The organism is Pseudomonas sp. NPDC090201 (assembly GCF_044746825.1).
In the GTDB taxonomy this organism is placed as follows: domain Bacteria; phylum Pseudomonadota; class Gammaproteobacteria; order Pseudomonadales; family Pseudomonadaceae; genus Aquipseudomonas; species Aquipseudomonas putida_AD.
Genome location: NZ_JBIVCX010000017.1, coordinates 52,124 through 71,525, shown reverse-complemented (window position 1 = coordinate 71,525; position 19,402 = coordinate 52,124). Strand labels below are relative to the sequence as shown.

General features: G+C 63.6%; 18 protein-coding genes. 15 read left to right on the top strand and 3 right to left on the bottom strand.

Annotation, left to right across the window (positions count from 1 at the left end; genetic code table 11):
- The first annotated feature begins 56 nt into the window (after positions 1-56).
- The 13 genes from ACIPOO_RS26075 to ACIPOO_RS26015 are packed head-to-tail and all read left to right on the top strand — an operon-like array spanning position 57 to position 9,033.
- Positions 57-650, top strand: a complete 594-nt coding sequence (locus tag ACIPOO_RS26075; protein ID WP_400610816.1) for a type III secretion protein — start codon at positions 57-59, stop codon at positions 648-650.
- 35 nt (positions 651-685) lie between these two features.
- Positions 686-907 (top strand): hypothetical protein, encoded by a 222-nt coding sequence (locus tag ACIPOO_RS26070; protein ID WP_400610809.1) that lies wholly within the window; start codon positions 686-688, stop codon positions 905-907.
- A gap of 9 nt (positions 908-916) precedes the next feature.
- A complete protein-coding gene (locus tag ACIPOO_RS26065; RefSeq protein ID WP_400610807.1) occupies positions 917-1,381 on the top strand; it encodes a hypothetical protein in 465 nt (154 codons plus the stop codon).
- Between the two features lie 3 nt (positions 1,382-1,384).
- Complete coding sequence (gene sctJ / locus ACIPOO_RS26060; protein WP_274134580.1) at positions 1,385-2,167, top strand: type III secretion system inner membrane ring lipoprotein SctJ; 783 nt, start codon at positions 1,385-1,387, stop codon at positions 2,165-2,167.
- On the top strand, positions 2,164-2,784 hold the full coding sequence (locus ACIPOO_RS26055; RefSeq protein WP_400610805.1) for a type III secretion protein: 621 nt from the start codon (positions 2,164-2,166) through the stop codon (positions 2,782-2,784). The genes sctJ and ACIPOO_RS26055 overlap by 4 nt, the downstream gene beginning before the upstream one ends.
- Complete coding sequence (gene sctL / locus ACIPOO_RS26050) at positions 2,784-3,380, top strand: type III secretion system stator protein SctL (protein ID WP_400610803.1); 597 nt, start codon at positions 2,784-2,786, stop codon at positions 3,378-3,380. Before ACIPOO_RS26055 ends, sctL begins: the two co-directional genes overlap by 1 nt.
- Complete coding sequence (locus ACIPOO_RS26045) at positions 3,370-4,692, top strand: FliI/YscN family ATPase (protein WP_400610801.1); 1,323 nt, start codon at positions 3,370-3,372, stop codon at positions 4,690-4,692. Before sctL ends, ACIPOO_RS26045 begins: the two co-directional genes overlap by 11 nt.
- A gap of 16 nt (positions 4,693-4,708) precedes the next feature.
- The gene (locus tag ACIPOO_RS26040) at positions 4,709-5,182 is read left to right on the top strand and encodes a hypothetical protein (protein WP_400610799.1); all 474 of its coding nucleotides are present in this window, start codon (positions 4,709-4,711) and stop codon (positions 5,180-5,182) included.
- Entirely contained in the window at positions 5,179-6,219 is a 1,041-nt protein-coding gene (gene sctQ, locus ACIPOO_RS26035) for a type III secretion system cytoplasmic ring protein SctQ (RefSeq protein WP_400610797.1), read from the top strand. The genes ACIPOO_RS26040 and sctQ overlap by 4 nt, the downstream gene beginning before the upstream one ends.
- Positions 6,216-6,869, top strand: coding sequence for a type III secretion system export apparatus subunit SctR (gene sctR, locus ACIPOO_RS26030; protein ID WP_400610795.1), 654 nt, complete (start codon positions 6,216-6,218; stop codon positions 6,867-6,869). Before sctQ ends, sctR begins: the two co-directional genes overlap by 4 nt.
- Positions 6,870-6,873: 4 nt before the next feature.
- A complete protein-coding gene (sctS, locus tag ACIPOO_RS26025; RefSeq protein ID WP_274134589.1) occupies positions 6,874-7,143 on the top strand; it encodes a type III secretion system export apparatus subunit SctS in 270 nt (89 codons plus the stop codon).
- A 6-nt stretch (positions 7,144-7,149) separates the two neighbouring features.
- Entirely contained in the window at positions 7,150-7,962 is an 813-nt protein-coding gene (gene sctT / locus ACIPOO_RS26020) for a type III secretion system export apparatus subunit SctT (RefSeq protein ID WP_400610793.1), read from the top strand.
- Positions 7,963-7,986: 24 nt separating this feature from the next.
- Positions 7,987-9,033 carry an EscU/YscU/HrcU family type III secretion system export apparatus switch protein gene (locus ACIPOO_RS26015; RefSeq protein WP_400610791.1) on the top strand — a complete coding sequence of 349 codons (1,047 nt, stop codon included), beginning with the start codon at positions 7,987-7,989 and terminating at the stop codon, positions 9,031-9,033.
- A 799-nt stretch (positions 9,034-9,832) separates the two neighbouring features.
- Here the strand turns inward: ACIPOO_RS26015 and ACIPOO_RS26010 are convergent.
- From ACIPOO_RS26010 to ACIPOO_RS26000, 3 genes are all read right to left on the bottom strand, one after another.
- On the bottom strand, positions 9,833-12,622 hold the full coding sequence (locus ACIPOO_RS26010) for an ATP-binding protein (protein ID WP_400610789.1): 2,790 nt from the start codon (positions 12,620-12,622) through the stop codon (positions 9,833-9,835).
- Positions 12,623-12,935: 313 nt separating this feature from the next.
- Positions 12,936-14,174: a saccharopine dehydrogenase family protein gene (locus ACIPOO_RS26005; protein WP_274134593.1), complete on the bottom strand. Its 1,239-nt coding sequence runs from the start codon at positions 14,172-14,174 to the stop codon at positions 12,936-12,938.
- A gap of 30 nt (positions 14,175-14,204) precedes the next feature.
- Positions 14,205-15,302 carry a carboxynorspermidine decarboxylase gene (locus ACIPOO_RS26000; protein ID WP_274134595.1) on the bottom strand — a complete coding sequence of 366 codons (1,098 nt, stop codon included), beginning with the start codon at positions 15,300-15,302 and terminating at the stop codon, positions 14,205-14,207.
- A 396-nt stretch (positions 15,303-15,698) separates the two neighbouring features.
- Here ACIPOO_RS26000 and ACIPOO_RS25995 point away from each other — a divergent pair, with 396 nt between their 5' ends.
- Together ACIPOO_RS25995 and ACIPOO_RS25990 are read left to right on the top strand one after the other, a co-directional pair.
- Positions 15,699-17,387: an NAD-dependent malic enzyme gene (locus tag ACIPOO_RS25995; protein WP_400610787.1), complete on the top strand. Its 1,689-nt coding sequence runs from the start codon at positions 15,699-15,701 to the stop codon at positions 17,385-17,387.
- A gap of 246 nt (positions 17,388-17,633) precedes the next feature.
- Positions 17,634-19,304 carry a GMC family oxidoreductase gene (locus ACIPOO_RS25990; protein WP_400610785.1) on the top strand — a complete coding sequence of 557 codons (1,671 nt, stop codon included), beginning with the start codon at positions 17,634-17,636 and terminating at the stop codon, positions 19,302-19,304.
- Positions 19,305-19,402: the final 98 nt, after the last annotated feature.

Below are 19,402 nucleotides of genomic sequence, written 5' to 3'. Positions count from 1 at the left end.
GCGCAGGTTTTTCATGCCTTCGATCATTGCCGACACCCTCTGCCGGAGCCGTCTTCATGGGTAATCGTTGCGTGCTGCTATTGGCGTCATGGCTGTGGTTCGCCGCACCGGGCACCGCTCTGGCCGAAGAGGCATCAGGCGATAACCCGCAGTGGTTCACCCAGCCCTACGCCTACTTGCTGGTGGAGCAGGACGTGCGCGCCGCGCTGGAAGAATTCGGCCGCAACCTGGGGCTGATCGTGGTCATGTCGGACAAGGTTCACGGCAAGGCCCGTAGCAGCGTACGTGGCCGTTTGGCGGGGGATTTCCTGGCCCAGCTGTGCGAGACCAACGGCCTGAGCTGGTACTACGACGGCAACATCCTGTACCTCAACAGCGACGCCGAAATCGGCACCCGGCTGTTCAAGTCCCAGGAGTTGCAATCGGAGCAACTGGAGGCCTGGCTCAACAGCCTGGACGTGTACGGCAAGCAGTTGTCGTCGCGCTTCGGTCCCGATGGCGACGAGCTGTTCGTGTCCGGGCCGCCGGCGTATCTGAACATGGTTGCGCAGCATGTCGACCAGCAACGTCGCCCGGTCGCCGCCCCCGTCATGCGGGAGCGCGGTGTGCGGGTGTTTCGCGGCAGCAGCGTTACCGAAGTGAGCAACTGAAGCAGCAAAACCCAACCTGAAGAAGGAGCACAACGATGTCCGTCACTCCCGTTGACAGCACCACCCCCAACGTCGGCGCCACCTCCGAGGCACAGTTCAACGCGGCCGTGGACAAGTCCAAGACCGAGATGAGCGATGAGGAGTTCAACGATGCGCTGATCACCCAGGCGGTCACCATCGGCGGGCAGTTCATCATCATGCCCAAGGCCCAGGAAATGCTGAACGAAGCCCAGTCGTCCGAAGACGACGAAGAGTAGGTCGCCACCATGACTGCCAGTCTCGCAGCACCAGCCACGGCGGCATTGCCGCCGTCAGGAGGGCCTGCCGGTGTGCAGGCGTCCCAGAACCTGTTCGAACACATGGCCAGCAATGCCAAGAGCATGCCTGAAGGCGCGAGTCCGCATCAGATCGGCGAAGGTCTCATGGAGCGCCTGAACGGCTTCATCGACCGCTCGCGGACCTTTTCCGAGCGCGCCGAAGGCCTGGCCAATGGCACCGCCCGCAGCAATGCGCCGGGTAGTCCGGCATCGGTCAGCGAACCGCAGCGCCTGGCCTCGGCGCAGACGCCGGGCAGTGACGGGCAACCGCCCAAAAGGGTGGCCGAGCAGCAGGTGGACCAGATCGTCAACTCGCTCGGGCGGATGTTCGACTACTCCATCGAAACCCAGATGGTGGTGCGCGGCGCCACGCAGATTTCCGGCTCCGCCAACACGCTTTTGAAAGGTCAATAATTCATGTCCAGCCGTTGTCGTGCCCTGCGTTTGATGATTGTCGTGGTGTTTGCCGGCCTGCTTCAGGCCTGCGATACCGCCCTGTACACCAACCTGGGCGAGCGCGAAGCCAATGCCATGGTCGCGGTGCTGTTGCGCGAAGGCATTGCGGCGTCACGCAAGGTGCAGGACAACGGCCAGCTGTCGGTGGTGGTCGACGAGAAGCGCTTCGCCCAGGCCATGGCGGTGCTGGACAACGCCGGCCTGCCGGGCCAGTCGTTCTCCAACATGGGCCAGGTGTTCAAGAGCAACGGCCTGGTGTCGTCGCCAGTTCAGGAACGGGCGCAGATGGTCTATGCGCTGAGCGAAGAACTGTCCCACAGCGTGTCGGAAATCGACGGCATTCTCGCGGCACGGGTGCACGTGGTGTTGCCCGACAACGACCTGCTCAAGCGGGTGATTTCGCCGTCGTCGGCCTCGGTGCTGGTGCGCTATGACCCGGCCGTCGATATCAATCAACTGATCCCGCAGATCAAGACCCTGGTCGCCAACGGCATCTCGGGCCTGAACTACGACGGTGTCTCGGTGACCGCCATCAAGGCTTCGGTCGCCCGTCAGCAGGCGAACGCTCAGCCGCGCCTGGCGAGTTTCCTGGGCATGTGGATGCTCGAAGACAACGTGCCCCGTGCGCGGATGATTTTCGGCGTGTTGCTTCTGGGTATTCTCGGGCTGGCGGGTGTCCTTGGCTGGCAACAATGGCAGCGTCGCCGCGCCGATGCGCTGTACACGCTGGAGGACGCCCGATGAGCGCGCAGCGCCAGGCCTGGCAGGGCTTGCTGGAGCAGCCGCTGAGTTTCGTCCGGCCACAGCACCTGCGCGATTGCCTGCCGGACGGTTTGAGCGATCAGCAACGCACGGCACTGCGCAACACGCCGCGCTTCCATGACCGGCTGTTGCGGGTCATGACCGGCCATTTCAACTTGCCGCCGCTGGCGCAGACTTCATCGCCCCACGACAGCGACCTGGCCGTGCTGCTGTTGCCACCTGCGGCGTTCAAGACCTTGCCGCGCCTGTGCGGGGCGATCTGGCATTCGGCGACCCTGGCCCGTGAGATTCGCAGCGACGTGGTCACCCAGTTGCGCGAGCTGCTGGGCAGCGAAGTGTTCGCCACCGCCCTGGCACATCGTGCGCTGGCCGGCGCCGCTGACTTGTTGCGCCAGCCCGCCGACTTGGTGCAGGCCATCGACCGCGACGGCGCCAGTTGCATCGCCGCCTGGGTGCAACAGCAGCCCGCCGACCTGCGCGCCTGGCTTGCACTGCGCCTGGATCTGCCGGTGGCGGACGGCTCACCCATCGGTGCGGGCGTCGAGATCGTGCGACGTGCCGCCTCGACCTTGAACCAATCCACGGGAGAGGCCGCCTGATGAGCGAACTACCAAGCCGACCTGCGTCGCGAATCATCCGCGCCGAACAGGCTGATCTGTGGATCGATGGTTATGCGTTCGTCCGTGCAGCCCAGGAGCAGGCGGACACGATCCGCGAGCAGAGCGCCCAGTGGCTGGAGCAGGCCCGCGAGGAGGGCTTCGAGCATGCCCGGCAACAGGGGGCCGAAGAGGTTGCTGCGTTACTGGCGCAGACAGCCGCCAGGGCCGATGCCTGGCTCGGTGGGCTGGAAGTGTCGCTGGCCGATCTGGCGCTGGACATCGTGCGTGAAGTGATCGGCGAGATGGACGAGCCCGAACGTATCCTGCGCTGCACACGCAAGGCGCTGACTGCGTTTCGCCAGGACCAGGCCCTGACCTTGTTCGTCTGTGCAGGGCAAGTCGAGGCGGTGCGTTTGCGGCTGAAATCCGAAGCGGACCACCTGCCGATCACGGTCGAGCCGGACGAGCAACTGCACTCCGGCCAGGCACGCCTGAGCGGGCCGGTCGGTTCGGTGGAACTGGGGCTGGACGCGCAACTGAACAACCTGCGTCGCAGCCTGCTGCCCTTCGTCGATGAGGTGCAGCTTGAGCGTTGACCTTGACGCAATCATCCCGCGCCTTGGCGAGCGCCTGCGCGACGCCCGGCCTCGGCCCATGAAAGGCACGGTGCGCAGCATTCGCGGCGTGTTGCTGCGGGCCAGTGTGGCTGGCGTGCGTATCGGTGAGCTGTGCCAGTTGCGCGACCCCGGCAACGGTCGCAGCCTGGCGGCGGAAGTCATCGGCTTTGAACAGGACGAAGCGATTCTGTCGCCCATTGGTTCGATGGAGGGGCTGTCGACCCGCACGCAAATCATCGCCACCGGCGAGACCCTGGGCGTCAGCGTGGGCGATGCTCAGCTGGGGCGAGTCATCAGCCCGATGGGCGATTTTCTCGACGGTGACGCGCCGCTGGGTGTGCTGCAACGCTACCCGCTGCACGCCGAGCCGCCTGCGCCGTTTGCCCGGCAATTGATCGTCAAACCGCTGTCTCTGGGCGTGCGCTCCATCGACGGTCTGCTGACCCTCGCCCAGGGCCAGCGCATGGGCATCTTCGGCGAACCGGGCGTCGGCAAGTCGTCCCTGCTGGCGAGCATCGTGCGCCACACCGAGGCGGATGTGATTGTGATCGGCCTGATCGGCGAGCGTGGCCGGGAAGTGCGCGAACTGCTGGACGTGCAACTCGATGCCCAGGCCCGGGCGCGCAGCGTGGCCGTGGTCGCCACCTCTGACCGGCCTGCGGCGGAGCGGGTGCGGGCGGCGTTCGTTGCCACCGCGCTGGCCGAATATCACCGTGACCAGGGGCGCAATGTGCTGTTGCTGATGGACAGCCTGACGCGCTTCGCCCGTGCGCAAAGGGAGATCGGCCTGGCGGTGGGAGAGCCCCCGACCCGGCGCGGTTACCCGCCGTCTTTTTTCTCGGCCTTGCCGCGCCTGCTGGAGCGTGCCGGCCCCGGCGCGGTCGGCAGCATCACCGCGCTGTACACCGTGCTCACCGAAGGCGACGTGGCCAGCGATCCGGTGGCCGAAGAGACGCGCTCGATCCTCGACGGCCACATCGTGCTCAGCGCTGAACTCGCCCAGCGTAACTACTTTCCTGCCGTGGACGTGCTGCGCAGCCGCAGCCGTCTGATGGATCAGGTGGCCAGCGAAGAACAGCGGCGCCTGGCCATGCGCATGCGCGACCTGATGGCGCGGCGCAATGAAATCGAAATGCTCATCCGCGTGGGCGAATACGCACCCGGCAGCGATCCGCTGGCCGATGAAGCGATCGCCCGGCACGACGCCATCGAAGCTTTCCTGCGCCAGCCTGCCTCGGAGTCGAGCAGTGCGACCCAGACCCTCAACCACATGCGCAAGGTCCTGGCGTGACCTTACCGGAGAACCCATGAACACCAATGATCTACGTAGCCTCCAGGCACTGCGTCAGTTGCGCGAACAGCGCGCCTCCAGCCAGTTGGCCGCCCAGCAGCAACGCTGCCGCGAGACCCACAGCGCGCTGGACGACGCCAAGGAGAAACTGCGCCTGCACCGCGAAGCTCTGGCGCGCAAGGCCGAGCAGATCTACGGCAACTTCAGCGAGGGCCTGTCGGTCAGCGCCTGGCAGGCCGCTCAGGACCACCTCGACGAACTGGCCGACAACCAGCGCGCGCTGGAAACCAGCGTCGATCTGAACGAGCAGGCCCTGGCGGCGCAAGAGCGCGAACGCGATGTGTTCCGTGCCGCGCGCATGGCCCGTCAGCGTCAGGCGGAGGCCTGTGATTCGCTGCTCGACCACCGGCTGCGCAGCGAACTCCAGGTCCGCGAGCGTCGCGACGAAGCCGATGACCTGCCCGTGGCTTCCGCGAGGAGCGGTGCATGACGTGTCGGGAAAGCGCTCCCTGGTCTTCCCGGCCGGGCGCTGACACGCGCATCGAGCGGCGGGGGGGCTGCGATCCACGATGGCTGGCACTGCATAACCGTCTGCATCGCCGCCGCGATGCCTGGCAGGGGGAGTTTGGCGGGCAGCCGGTCACGGTGCAGTGGGCCAGCGTTGCGCCGGTCGCTGAATCCTTGCTGGACATTCATCTGACCCTCGGCAGCGCCGCGCTGTTGCTGCAATTGCCGACGGCGGCGCTGGCTTCGCTGGGGCTGGCCGGGCAGGCCGATCACCTGACCGGGTTGCCCGGCACGATGCTGCTGGAGCTGGCGCTGCTGGGTTTCATCGAACCCCTTGAGCGTGCGGCCGGGCGGCCTCTGCAGGTGGTCGAAGCGCCGGAAGTGGCGTTGAGCGAACCGTTCGTGCTGCACCTGACGCTGGAGGTGACCTGCGCCGGCGGCGAACCCCTGGCCGTCCCGCTGCACCTGAGCGCCGAAGCCGCGCAGCTTCTGGCGGATGGACTGGACGCGCACCTGCCTCCCGTCGCCCACGGACTGGCGGCGCTCGGCTGGCAATTGCCGGTGCACGCTGGTGAAGCGCCGCTGAGCGTGGCCGAGCTGCGCAGCCTGCGACCGGGCGATGTGGTGATGCTCGACGACTGGCCCGCAGGCCATGTGCGGCTGGTGTTCGATGACCGCTTGCAGGCCCGTGCCGTGCTGGACGGCACCCGCGCAACACTGCTTGAACAACCGATGGCTGTATCTTCTTTGAAGGATGTTTGCATGACTGAATCTGCTGTCGAGTCCGCTGTGGAAAGCTCGCTGGACGAGCTGCCGTTGAAACTGGTGTGTCAGGTCGGCACTGTCGAACTGTCGCTGGCGCAACTGCGGGAAATGGGTGAGGGCAGCCTGTTGCAACTGACGCCGCAGATGCACGATGGCGTGGACCTGCTGGTCAATGGCCGGCGCATCGGCCAGGGGCAACTGGTAAAAATGGGCGACGGCCTGGGCGTGCGTCTGTTGAGCCTGGTCACGCCATGAATGGGTACCAGCCCAACCTGATTGAAATCATTCTGGTCGTTGCCACCATCGGGTTGATCCCGCTGGCGGTGGTGACCCTGACCGGCTTCATGAAGATTTCCGTGGTGCTGTTCCTGATCCGCAACGCCCTGGGCGTGCAGCAGACGCCGCCGAACCTGGTGCTGTACGGCATCGCCCTGATCCTCTCGGTGTACGTGACCACGCCCTTGATCGGCGACATGTACCGGCAGGTGGAGGGCCGTGACCTGAACATGGAAAACGTCGAGCAGGTGAAGGAGTTCGGCGATGCCCTGAGGCCGCCGCTGCAAGCGCACCTGTCGCGTTTTGCCAACGAGAGCGAACGCGGGTTCTTCATGCAGGCCACCGAGACCATCTGGTCGCCGGAGGCCCGCGCCGAGCTGCGCGACAACGACCTGGTGGTGCTGGTGCCGGCATTCGTCAGTTCCGAGCTGACCCGCGCCTTCGAGATCGGCTTTCTGTTGTACATCCCGTTTCTGGTGGTGGATCTGCTGGTCGCCAACGTGCTGATGGCGATGGGCATGTCGATGGTGTCGCCGACGCTGATATCGATACCGCTGAAGATCTTTCTGTTTGTCGCCTTGAGCGGCTGGTCACGGCTGATGCACGGCCTGATATTGAGCTACGGGTGAAGCCATGGGCCAGGACGTCTTTCTATCGTTGATGAACAAGGCGCTGATGACGGTGTTGCTGCTGTCGGCGCCGGCGCTGGGGGTGGCCATTGTGGTGGGCCTGAGCGTCGGCCTGTTGCAGGCCCTGACGCAGATTCAGGACCAGACCCTGCCGCAGGTGGTGAAGCTGGTGGCGGTGCTGCTGGTGATCGTGTTCGTAGGGCCGTTGCTGGCAAGCCAGGTACTCGAACTGGGCAGCCAGGTGCTGGACAACTTCCCGGCCTGGACGCGCTGACCGACCATGGACGTGAACGTTGCCAATGCCTTTCTCGAAGTGGCGTATCCGGTTATCAGCTCTGCTGCACTGGCGGCCAGCCGGGCCATGGGTGTGGTGGTCATCACCCCGGCGTTCAATCGCCTGGGCCTGACCGGCATGATCCGTGGCTGCGTGGCGGTGGCGATTGCCGTGCCGATGTTCATGCCGGTGTTCGGCGCGTTCACGGCGCTGCCGGAGCACGGCGGGTTCCTGCTGGCGGGCCTGATGGTCAAGGAGCTGCTGATTGGTGTGCTGATCGGGCTGCTGTTCGGCATTCCGTTCTGGGCCGCAGAGGTGGCGGGGGAACTGGTGGACCTGCAACGCGGCTCGACCATGGCGCAGTTGATCGACCCGCTGGCGTCCGGGGAGTCCAGCGTCATGGCGACGCTGTTGACGGTGATGCTGATCGCGCTGTTCTTCATGTCAGGCGGCTTCATCATGATGGTCGACGGTTACTACCACAGCTATCAGCTATGGCCGGTGACCGCCTTCACGCCGCTGTTCGCGAGCTCCGCGCTGATGGCGGTGCTGTCGATACTCGACCAGGTGTCGCGGGTCGGCGTGATCATGGTCGCGCCGCTGATCATCTGCCTGCTGGTCACTGATCTGATGCTTGCCTACCTGTCGCGGATGGCGCCCAGCCTGCACATCTTCGATATGTCGCTGCCGGTAAAGAACCTGTTTTTCACCGTGCTGATGGTGATCTACATCGGCTTCCTGATTCCGGTGATGCTCGATCAACTGGCGGAATTCCGGGGCACCGTGGAGTTCCTCAAAACCCTGGCAGGCTCGGAGTAGGCCCGCACTTGAACAGGAGCCGGCATGGCCGATAGCAGCGAAGAGAAATCCCAGCCGGCCACGGACAAGAAGCTGCGTGACGCGCGGCAGAAGGGGCAGGTCGCCAAGAGCCAGGACCTGGTGTCGGGGATGGTCATCCTGTTCTGCACCCTGTGCATCTCGATCCTCTTGCCCCAGGCCCAGGCTCAAGTGACGGCGTTGCTGGACATGGTTGCGCTGATCTACATCGAGCCGTTCAACACGGTCTGGCCGCGGGTGATCGACACCGCCGAGCAGCTGGTGCTGACCATCACCCTGCCTGTGGTTTCGGTGACGGTGGCGGTGGTGGTGCTGACCAACATCATCACCATGCGTGGCGTGGTGTTTGCGGTAGAGCCGATTACGCCGGAGTTCAAGCGGATCAACCCGGCAGAGGGTTTCAAGCGGATTTTTTCCATGCGCAGCTTCGTCGAGTTCCTCAAGGGGCTGGTCAAGCTGTTGCTGCTGGCGCTGGCGTTCTACGTGGTGGGACGCCATGCGTTGCAGGCGCTGATGGAGTCGTCTCGGTGTGGCGCGGGCTGTATCGAGTCGACCTTTTATCTGGTGCTCAAGCCTTTGATGTTCACGGTGCTGGCGGCGTTCCTGCTGGTGGGTGGCGTCGATGTGCTGATGCAGCGCTGGCTGTTCGGGCGTGACATGAAGATGACCCGCAGTGAGCAGAAGCGTGAGCGCAAGGATGTCGATGGTGATCCGTTGATCAAGAGCGAGAGGCAGCGCCAGCGTCGGGAGATGCAGGCGCTGGCGACCAAGCTTGGCCTGGCCCGCGCGTCGCTGATGATCGGCACGGCGGACAGTTGGGTGATCGGGGTGCGCTATGTGCGGGGGGAAACCCCGGTGCCGGTGGTGGTGTGCCGCGCTGAGCCTGAGGATGCGCAGGGGATGCTGGCGCAGGCGGCGACGCTGGGGATCGCTCATGGTATGGATGCAAGGCTTGCGAATGAGATAGCCAGGCGTGCAGTGCCGGGTGATCCGGTGCCGGACAATACCTTTCAGGCGGTGGCGGATTTGCTGGTGGCGGCGCGGTTGATCTGAGGATTTCCCTGCGTTGCGCCACATATTGATCGTTCCCACGCTCTGCGTGGTAACGGCTCTCGTGACGCTCCGCGTTTTGGGTTGACGCGGAGATTGGGTGTATATCCGTTTGCGGTGGTGGTGATGATTCACCTTTGCGCCCTTGCGGCGCGTTACTTTGTTTCGGCAAAGTAACCAAACCATTTGCGACAGGCTGGGCCTCGACTTCGTCTCGGTTCCCTCCCTCCGGCGTCGTTCCGGGGGCACGCCGTGATGGGCCGTCCCTGGCCCGCACGGCTTTCGCGGCTTCCTGCCGCTCATCCCCCTCCACGACGCCTGCGCTCGGCCTGGCGCCTTGACGTCGCGCCCTGTGTCGCCTGAATTACCGCGCACCAAGATCAAAAGCCAGATCAAAATCTAAAACACACCAACGCTCCCGTAGCAGCACGGCTTGCCGGCGGGGGCGTCTTCAAAATCGCCGACGCCGGCAAGCCGGACTGCTACGACTTTGGGGTATGGCGAAAAAATGAAATTCACCCCAACCCTGTAGGAGCGCGCTTGCCCGCGACGGCATCCTCAAGGCCGCCTTCGTCAGAACGCCCGACACCCCCCCCGGGTAGCAGTCCGGCTTGCCGGCGTCAGCGCCCTCAAGATCGCCAACGCCGGCAAGCCGGACTGCTACGGCCTTCGGCCAGAAGCGACCTGAACGCACGACGCAAACCCCGTAGCAGCCGGGCTTGCCCGCGGGAGCGATCTCAAGGGCATCACCACCGCAAGGCCTTCACCGGAGCCCATGATGCAAACGATTGCGCCTCGGGCTTTAATTATCCGGTTGGCAGACCAGATCATCTTCCTCTTCCAGCCGGTTGAGGTCGGCGCACAGTTGGATCGACCAGAAGCTCGCGCCCTGGGCGATGGCTTCGCTCTGGGCCTCTTGCAGGACCTGGTGGGCCTGGGCGATCAGGGTGTCGTCCTGGGCGAGCAACTGCGCTTTGGTGCGCAGCAGTTCCGGCACCAGCCAGCGTTCGTGGCGGCCGATTGCGGTGTCCAGCGTCTGTTCGATCACTTCCAGCGCGCGGTGCGCCAGCCCGAGCATCGCCAGGCCTTTTGCATATTCGCAACGCATCAGGCTGTAGAGCGGGCTGCCGCCCTGATCCTGCAGCTGTTCCAGCACTTCGCCCAAATGCGGCAGGGCTTCTTCGGCGGCGCCCTGGCGGATCTGCAGGATGTGCTCGAAACAGTGGGCGAACTGGCGCCACAGGTACAGGTCGTGCCCCTCCATGCTGTCTTGCAGCACGGACAGATAATGCCGGGTTTTATCCAGCCGCCCAGACAGCAAGGTGATCGGGATCGCGCTCAGGCTCAGGGTGTACCAGAGAGTGGCAGGGTGGTTGAGGCGGATGGCCTGGCTGACGCTCTGCTCAAGGGCCAGCAGCGCCGTGTTCACGTCACCCTGCAGCAACTGGATCTGCGCCTTGAGCGAGCTGGCCGCGATGCGCTGGTCGAAGTGCAGGTCGATCAGGTGCGTGTTCGCCGACAGTGGCGAACTCAAGGCCTCGACCACGGTGCGATGAGCATCCTCCAGCCGTCCCATGTGGAACAGCGCGGCGGCGCGCATGCGCAATCCCAGCAGCTTGCGTTCGCTGCGGCTGCAATCGCGGATCAGCTCGACGTAGCTGTCCGCCAGTTCCAGCGCGGCGACGTACTGGTTGCGGCAACTCAGGTCATTCCACATGCCCCACAACGCACGGAGTTTGTGTTCGGTGTCGTTCAGGGCGTGGGCGTCTTCGCTGACCTGCAGCCAGGCTTCGCGGATTTTCGTGCCGCCACCGAACGTCAGGGTCATGACGCTGGCCGAGATGGTCAGCAATTGCATGCGCTGACGCTGCGGGATCTGCGCATGTTCACCCGCCGGTTGCAGGCCACGGCTGACCCAGTCATAGCATTCGGCAGTCAGGGACAGGCGCAGCCACAGCGGCGCGCTGACCAACGTCAGCTCGACCGCCAGTTCGCGGTCGCCCTGTGGCGAGTAGGCCCACTCCAGCGCCGCGCGAACGCTGTCGACATCTGCGCCGTAGCGCGCAAGCCACGCCTGCGGAGTGGTCCCGACCAGGTCCTGCACCGATTTGTGCAACTCATCGAGCGCCCAGTCGGCGTGACGCAGTGCGGTGGCATCGGTTTCGCCGTGTTCTTCCAGCTTGTGCTGTGCGTAGAGGCGGGTGGTTTCCAGCAGGCGATAACGCTTGATGGCGTTGCGCTCGCGTGACATCACCAGCGATTTATCCAGCAGGCTTTCCATCAGTTGCGCTGAAACCTCGGCAGGCACATCGATCACCGCCTGCACCGCATTGAGGGTGAACAGACCGGTGAACACCGACAGTTGGCGCAGCATGGCCTGTTCCTGCGCCGACAGCATCGCGTAGGTCCAGTCCAGCGCTGCGCCAAGGGTTCTATGCCGGGGTAGGGCGGTGCGTCGGCCGGTCATCTGCAAGCGGAAAACCCCGTCGAGCATTTCCGGCAAGTGGGCGATGCCGAACGCCTTGACCCGAGCGGCGGCGATTTCGATAGCCAGCGCGTTGCCGTCCAGTTTGCGGCAGATCGCCGCTGCGGCCTGCACGTCGCGATCACGGAATACGTAACCCAAGTCATGGGCGGCGATGCGCTCGACCAGCAGCTCGATGGCCGGGTACTGCATCGCCTGCTCGGTATTCAGGTCAGGGGCGTCGGGCGGGTAGGGCAGCGGCGCCAGTTCATGCACGAACTCGCCCTGGGCGCGCAGCGGCTCGCGGCTGGTGACCAGCACCGAGCATTGGCGGGCGTCGTGCAGGATCACTTCGATGGCGGTCGCGGTTTCTTCGAGCACGTGCTCGCAGTTGTCCAGAATCAGCAGCACCTTGTTGGCGGCCAGTCGCCTGGCAATCCCGCGCAGCGGATCCTCGGCGTTGCACTCGATCTTCAGCGCCGCAGCGATGACCACATGCACCAGTTGCCCACGGCTCACCGATGCAAGATCGATGAAACACACACCTTGCCCGTAGTGCGGCTGCACCCGGTCGGCCAGGGCCTGGGCGACGGTGGTCTTGCCGATGCCAGCGTGGCCGGTGATGGTCACGAAGCGGCGAGCCTCAAGCTGCTCACTGAGTACCGCCAGCAGTTTCTCCCGGCCGAAGACGGGCCGGGTGCTGAACTGCACCTCGGGCTGAGCGGGGCTGACGGCCTGCACGTCATGAACGGCAGGGGCAATGATCGGCGCGACGAAGCGATAGCCGCGTCCCGGCACGGTCACGATCCAGGTCGAGTCCCCGTCATCGCCCAGGGCCCGACGCAGGGTCAGGACCTGCGCGCGCAGGTTGCATTCCTCGACCACGACCTTCGGCCAGACCAGCCCCAGCAGTTCGGACTTTTCAAGCAATTCGCCGGGACGGGTGGCCATGGCGATGAGCAGCAACATCGCCCGGCTCCCCAACTGCACGGGCTCGCCATTTTTCAGCAACTGGTGATGCTGAGGTATGAGCGCAAAGGGACCGAAACAGATCGCGTCATCCGGGACGGGGAAATCCAGACCGCTTCCTTGGTCGGATCTTTCAGGGCTGAATCTGTCGAAACTCATCGCATACCTTTAAAAGATGAAGGTCTGGATAGCCTGGTAGACCGTCAGCTTGTATCCAGAATCAACGGGTATGCAAGAGTTTCCGACACATTGGTTACTATTTGTGTGTTCTGCGTCGCAAAGGCTCTGAACAGGCCCTTCCACAGGTTTTTAACCCACTGGTTAGTGAGTGCGTGGCGCAGTGCGGGAATGTCGCAGTGTCTTGCGAGGTACGCGTCGGGCGAAGTCGCCTGAGCGCTGGATGGCGGGGGTTGTATCAGAAGAGGATGCGCCCGGGCGGGCGCACCTCATGTCGGGAATCGATCCTGAGAACTCACTCGTCCCAGGCGCGATCGCCGTTTTCGTCCTTGATGCGGGTCGGCAGGCCCATCACGTCCAGCGCCTTGAGGAACGCCTTGGCAGGCAGCTCTTCGACGTTGACCATGCGGTTCACATCCCACTCGCCACGGGCAACCAGCAGGGCTGCGGCCACGGGCGGCACGCCTGCGGTGTAGGAGATGCCCTGGCTGTCGGTTTCGGCGAAGGCTTCTTCGTGGTCGGCCACGTTGTAGATGAACACTTCGCGCGCCTTGCCGTCCTTGGTGCCTTTGACCAGGTCGCCAATGCAGGTCTTGCCGGTGTAGCCCGGCGCCAGCGAGGCAGGGTCAGGCAGCACGGCCTTGACCACTTTGAGCGGCACGATCTCGACGCCTTCGGCGGTCTTGACCGGTTGCTCGGAGAGCAGGCCCAGGTTCTTCAGCACGGTGAACACGTTGATGTAGTGCGCGCCGAAGCTCATCCAGAAGCGCACGTTGGGCACGTCGAGGTTCTTGGAGATCGAGTGCACTTCATCATGACCGGTGAGGTACAGGTCCTGGGAGCCTACGACTGGCAGGTCGTCGGTGCGCTTGACTTCGAACATGGTGTTGCTGGTCCACTGGCTGTTCTGCCAGCTCCACACTTGCCCGGTGAACTCGCGGAAGTTGATTTCCGGGTCGAAGTTGGTGGCAAAGTATTTGCCGTGCGAGCCGGCATTGACGTCGAGGATGTCGATCGAATCAATGCGGTCGAAATATTCTTGCTGCGCCAGTGCGGCGTAGGCATTGACCACACCCGGGTCGAAACCGATACCGAGAATGGCGGTGATGTTCTTCTGTTGGCATTCCTCGAGGTGTTTCCACTCGTAGTTGCCATACCAGGGCGGCGTTTCGCAGACCTTGCCCGGCTCTTCGTGGATAGCGGTATCCAGGTAAGCCACGCCAGTGTCGATGCAGGCACGCAGGACCGACATGTTGAGGAAGGAGGAGCCGACGTTGATCACGATCTGGGACTCGGTCTCCAGAATCAGCGATTTGGTCGCTTCGATGTCCAGCGCGTTCAGGGCGTAGGCCTTGATCTCCGCAGGCTGCTTGAGGCTGCCCTTGGCGTTGACGCTGTCGATGATGGCCTGGCACTTGGAGATGTTACGCGACGCGATAGCAATACGACCGAGTTCGTCGTTGTGCTGCGCGCACTTGTGGGCCACCACCTTGGCGACACCTCCCGCACCAATGATAAGAACGTTCTTCTTCAATTTGTTTCTCTCTCCTTAAAATCCGCCAGCTTAGGAAAGGCTGGACAGGTAATCGTCAAACCCGAATTCACGAACCACCTCGACTGTACCGTCGAGTTGTTTCACTGCAATGGACGGCATTTTCAGGCCGTTGAACCAGTTCTTCTTGACCATGGTGTAACCCGCGGCGTCAACGAACGACAGGCGGTCGCCGATGGCCAGCGGACGCTCGAATTGGTATTCACCGAAGATGTCTCCGGCCAGGCACGACTTGCCGCATACCATGTACGTGTGATCGCCCGCGCTTGGGGCGAGTTTCGCGTCCAGGCGGTAGATCAGCAGGTCCAGCATGTGGGCTTCGATAGAGCTGTCGACCACGGCCAGGTTCTTGCCGTTGAACAGGGTGTCGAGCACGGTCACTTCCAGCGAGGCGCTCTGGGTGATCGCCGCTTCGCCCGGCTCCAGGTAAACCTGCACGCCGTACTTCTGCGAGAAGGCCTTCAGGCGCGCGCAGAACTGGTCCAGCGGATAGCCTTCGCCGGTGAAGTGGATGCCGCCGCCCAGGCTGACCCACTCGACCTTGTGCAGCAGGTGGCCGAAGCGCTCTTCGATGGTCGACAGCATCTGGTCGAACAGGCTGAAATCGCCGTTCTCGCAGTTGTTGTGGAACATGAAGCCGGTGATCTCGCCGATCACCTTCTCGATTTTAGCCGGGTCCCATTCGCCCAGGCGGCTGAACGGACGAGCCGGGTCGGCCAGCAGGTAGTCGGAGCTGCTGACCTGCGGGTTGACGCGCAAGCCGCGGACCTTGCCGGCGCAGGCAGGGGCGTGGCGCTCCAGCTGGCTGATGGAGTTGAAGATGATCTTGTCGCAGTTGTCGAGCATCTCCTCGATCTCGTCATCTGCCCAGGCCACGCTGTAGGCGTGCGCTTCGCCGGCGAACTTCTGGCGACCCAGTTTCAGCTCGTACAGCGAGGAGGAGGTGGTCCCGTCCATGTACTGCTGCATCAGGTCGAACACCGACCAGGTCGCAAAGCACTTGAGGGCCAACAGGGCTTTCGCACCGGAGTTCTCGCGCATGTAGGCGATCTTTTCCATGTTGCGCAGCAGCTTTTGTTTGTCGATGAGGTAGTACGGCGTTTTGATCATTTCGTGGCCTCCAGCAATGCCAGCCGAAAAAGGACGGCGATTGTGCCTTCACTCGCAGGGGATCGAAAGGGCGAAACCGATTTTTTGCGTCCTGATGCGACGCAACAGCTCGGAATTGCCCATTGCTGAAACATTTTGACGCCTGTTTGACCGCTCAAGCCCCCGCCTGCCTGACAACTCTTTCACTGTGCACGGCTTTTGTTTCAGCCATCATTTGGCAATCAAAAGCGTGACAAAATGTCGCAATTGCTTCCAGACGAGTAAGATAGGCCCCCTGATTTTTCCAGCCCCTCATTTTTTCGGACGGAGCCTGCGTCGAGCGTCGTGAAAGACCGACCTCCGGGGCATCCCTTCGGGCATGTATTGATAGAGCAAATAGAGAAAAGGCGATTACTGATGACCAAAACTTCGCGACCTTTATATATTTCCTACGCTGGCCCCTCGCTGCTGGAGATGCCGCTGCTCAACAAGGGCAGTGCTTTCACGCCGCAGGAGCGTGTGGATTTCAACCTGATTGGCCTGTTGCCGCAGAACGTTGAAACCATCGAAGAGCAGGTGACCCGCGTCTACAACCAGTACCAGCAATGCGCGAGCGACCTGGACAAGCACATCTACCTGCGCTCGATCCAGGACAACAACGAAACCTTGTTCTTCCGCCTGCTGGACTCGCATCTGGAAGAGATGCTGCCGATCATCTACACCCCGACCGTGGGCCAGGCGTGCCAGGAATTCTCCAAGATCTACCGCACCCACCGCGGCCTGTTCATTTCCTACCCTGACCGCGACCGCATCGACGACATCCTGCGCAGCGCAACCAAGGATCGCATCAAGATCATCGTGGTGACCGACAGCGAGCGCATCCTGGGCCTTGGCGACCAGGGCATTGGCGGCATGGGCATCCCGATCGGCAAGCTGTCGCTGTACACCGCCTGTGGCGGCATCAGCCCGGCCTACACCCTGCCGATCGTGCTGGACGTGGGCACCAACAACCAGGAACTGCTGGACGACCCGATGTACATGGGCTGGCGCCACAAGCGCGTGACCGGCAAGGAGTACGAAGACTTCGTTGCGCTGTTCATCGAAGCCGTTCAACGCCGCTGGCCGGACGTGCTGCTGCAGTTCGAAGACTTCGCCCAGACCAACGCCATGCCGTTGCTGGAGAAGTACCGCGACGAGCTGTGCTGCTTCAACGACGACATCCAGGGCACCGCGTCGGTGGCCGTGGGTACCTTGCTGGCCGCGTGCAAGGCCAAGAACGAATCCCTGGGCCAGCAGCGCGTGGTGTTCCTGGGCGCAGGTTCAGCCGGTTGCGGCATCGCCGAGCACATCATCGCGGCCATGGTCATCGAAGGCCTGAGCGAAGCCGAAGCACGCAAGCGCGTGATGATGGTCGACCGTTTCGGCCTGCTGACCGACAGCATGGACAACCTGCTGGACTTCCAGAAGAACCTCGCACAGAAAGCTGGCGACGTGGCGGGCTGGTCCTCGTCCGAAGGGTATCCGGGCCTGCTCGACGTGGTCACCAACGGCAAGCCGACCGTGCTGATCGGTGTGTCGGGCCAGCGTGGCCTGTTCACCGAGCAGATCATCCGCGAGATGCACAAGCACTGCGCCAAGCCGCTGGTGATGCCGCTGTCCAACCCGACCTCGAAAGTCGAAGTCACGCCGCAGGAAGTCCTGACCTGGACCAACGGCGACGCGCTGGTGGCCACCGGTAGTCCGTTTGCACCTGTGACTGTGGGCGATCGCACGTTCCACATCGCTCAGTGCAACAACTCCTACATCTTCCCGGGCATCGGCCTGGGCGTGATCGCGGCAAAGGCTACGCGCATCACCGACAAGATGCTGATGGCAGCGTCCAACGCGCTGGCCGAGTGCTCGCCAATGGTCACCGGCAAGGGTGATGCAGTATTGCCGCCGCTCAAGGAAATCCAGGAAGTGAGCAAGAAGATCGCCCTGGCCGTGGCCAAACAGGCCCAGGCTGAGAACGTCGCGCTGGAAACCACCGAAGAGATGCTGGTGGAAGCCATCGAGCGTCACTTCTGGATGCCCAACTACCGCAGCTATCGCCGCAGCGCGGTGTGAAGCAGCGACCCCGCTGCAAACCGCTGGACCCGGTGTAACACCGAACCGCTGTAGGAGCGCGCTTGCCCGCGACGGCGGTGTGTCAGACGACGAGCTTGTCATGGACACACCGCTCCCGCCGGCAAGCCGTGCTGCTACGGACGGTGCGATTTGCAAAAGACCGCCTCACGAGGCGGTCTTTTGTTTTGCAGCAAAAGACTTCAGGATGACCCATCGATAGAAGACAAGAAAATCATCGAGGGACGCATGCAAACGGACAGTGTGCTCTATGACTATGTGATCGTCGGCGCGGGCCCCGCCGGGTGCCTGTTGGCCAACCGGCTGTCACACAACCCCTCCCATCGTGTGCTGCTGCTCGAAGCGGGCGGGCAGGACAACTATCCCTGGATTCACGTGCCGGTGGGTTATCTCTACTGCATCGGCAATCCGCGCACCGACTGGTGTTTCAAGACCGAAGCCGAACCCGGCCTGAACGGGCGCGCGCTCAACTACCCGCGCGGCAAGGTCTTGGGCGGGTGTTCCTCGATCAACGGCATGATCTACATGCGCGGCCAGTCCCGCGACTATGACGAATGGGCCGCGCAGGGCAACAAGGGCTGGGGCTGGCAGGATGTGCTGCCGATCTTCAGACGCTCCGAAAGCCACTACGCCGGAGACTCCGAACTGCACGGCGCCAAGGGCGAATGGCGGGTGGAACAGCAGCGCCTGTCATGGACGTTGCTCGATGCGTTTCGCGAAGCAGCAGCCCAGACTGGCATCGCCTCGATCCCGGACTTCAACGGTGGCGACAATGAAGGCTGCAGCTATTTCCAGGTCAATCAGCGCCGTGGCGTGCGCTGGAATGCGTCCAAGGCGTTTCTGCGGCCAGTCGCCCAGCGCCCGAACCTGACCGTGATGACCGGCGCCGAAGTCTCGCGGATCGAATTTGAAAACGGCCGCGCCAGTGCCGTGCTGGCCAGGGTCGACGGCCAGGAGCGCAAGCTCGGTGCCCGTCGTGAAATCATTCTCTGCTGTGGATCGATTGGCTCGCCCATGGTGCTGCAACGCTCAGGGATAGGCCCGCGTGCGCTGTTGGAGAAGCACGGCATCGGCGTGCGGGTGGAACTGCCCGGTGTGGGCGCGAACCTTCAGGATCACCTGCAATTGCGTCTGATCTACAAGGTCAGCAACGGTCACACCCTGAATCAGATGGCGGGCAGCCTCTGGGGCAAGATGAACATGGGGTTGCGGTATGCGCTCAATCGCAGCGGGCCGCTGGCCATGGCGCCGAGCCAGCTCGGTGCGTTTGCCCGGTCAGGCCCCGAGCAGGCCACCGCGAATCTGGAATACCACGTGCAACCCCTGTCGCTGGAACGCTTCGGCGAACCCTTGCACGGCTTTCCAGCCTTCACCGCATCAGTGTGCGACCTGCGCCCGCAAAGCCGGGGGACTGTGGAAATCCGCTCGCCACACGCCGACGCCGCGCCGATCATTCGCCCCAATTACCTGAGCCACGAGACCGACCTTGCGGTCGCCGCCGACGCCATCCGCCTGACCCGCCGCATCGCCGCCGCCCAGGCACTGGCCAGCTTCGAACCGGTGGAATACCTGCCCGGCGCCAGCCTGCAAAGCGAAGAGGAACTGCGCCAGGCTGCCAGCACCATCGGCACCACCATCTTCCACCCGGTGGGCACCTGCAAGATGGGTCACGGGCGCGATGCGGTGGTCGACGACCGGCTGCGAGTGCACGGCGTCACCGGGCTGCGCGTGGTCGACGCCTCGATCATGCCCACCATCACCTCCGGCAACACCTGCTCGCCCACGGTGATGATCGCCGAGAAGGCAGCGCAGATGATTATCGAAGACGCCCTAATGCTTGGCCGCACCATGACGGACGGAATCGCCACAGCAGCTGAATACGCGACAAATCCCCTGTAGGAGCGGGGGGGGGGGGGGGGGGGGGGGGGGGGGGGGGGGGGGGGGGGGCGGGGGGCGGGGGGGCGGGCGCGCGGGCGTTGAGGCTGAGCACGACGCGT

What these genes read in the sequence shown, in the direction of transcription:
- ACIPOO_RS26075 (WP_400610816.1), top strand. Translation starts at nt 57, where the DNA reads ATGGGTAATCGTTGCGTGCTGCTATTGGCGTCATGGCTGTGGTTCGCC.
- ACIPOO_RS26070 (WP_400610809.1), top strand. Translation starts at nt 686, where the DNA reads ATGTCCGTCACTCCCGTTGACAGCACCACCCCCAACGTCGGCGCCACC.
- ACIPOO_RS26065 (WP_400610807.1), top strand. Translation starts at nt 917, where the DNA reads ATGACTGCCAGTCTCGCAGCACCAGCCACGGCGGCATTGCCGCCGTCA.
- sctJ (WP_274134580.1), top strand. Translation starts at nt 1,385, where the DNA reads ATGTCCAGCCGTTGTCGTGCCCTGCGTTTGATGATTGTCGTGGTGTTT.
- ACIPOO_RS26055 (WP_400610805.1), top strand. Translation starts at nt 2,164, where the DNA reads ATGAGCGCGCAGCGCCAGGCCTGGCAGGGCTTGCTGGAGCAGCCGCTG.
- sctL (WP_400610803.1), top strand. Translation starts at nt 2,784, where the DNA reads ATGAGCGAACTACCAAGCCGACCTGCGTCGCGAATCATCCGCGCCGAA.
- ACIPOO_RS26040 (WP_400610799.1), top strand. Translation starts at nt 4,709, where the DNA reads ATGAACACCAATGATCTACGTAGCCTCCAGGCACTGCGTCAGTTGCGC.
- sctQ (WP_400610797.1), top strand. Translation starts at nt 5,179, where the DNA reads ATGACGTGTCGGGAAAGCGCTCCCTGGTCTTCCCGGCCGGGCGCTGAC.
- sctR (WP_400610795.1), top strand. Translation starts at nt 6,216, where the DNA reads ATGAATGGGTACCAGCCCAACCTGATTGAAATCATTCTGGTCGTTGCC.
- sctS (WP_274134589.1), top strand. Translation starts at nt 6,874, where the DNA reads ATGGGCCAGGACGTCTTTCTATCGTTGATGAACAAGGCGCTGATGACG.
- sctT (WP_400610793.1), top strand. Translation starts at nt 7,150, where the DNA reads ATGGACGTGAACGTTGCCAATGCCTTTCTCGAAGTGGCGTATCCGGTT.
- ACIPOO_RS26015 (WP_400610791.1), top strand. Translation starts at nt 7,987, where the DNA reads ATGGCCGATAGCAGCGAAGAGAAATCCCAGCCGGCCACGGACAAGAAG.
- ACIPOO_RS26010 (WP_400610789.1), bottom strand. Translation starts at nt 12,622, where the DNA reads ATGAGTTTCGACAGATTCAGCCCTGAAAGATCCGACCAAGGAAGCGGT.
- ACIPOO_RS26000 (WP_274134595.1), bottom strand. Translation starts at nt 15,302, where the DNA reads ATGATCAAAACGCCGTACTACCTCATCGACAAACAAAAGCTGCTGCGC.
- ACIPOO_RS25995 (WP_400610787.1), top strand. Translation starts at nt 15,699, where the DNA reads ATGACCAAAACTTCGCGACCTTTATATATTTCCTACGCTGGCCCCTCG.
- ACIPOO_RS25990 (WP_400610785.1), top strand. Translation starts at nt 17,634, where the DNA reads ATGCAAACGGACAGTGTGCTCTATGACTATGTGATCGTCGGCGCGGGC.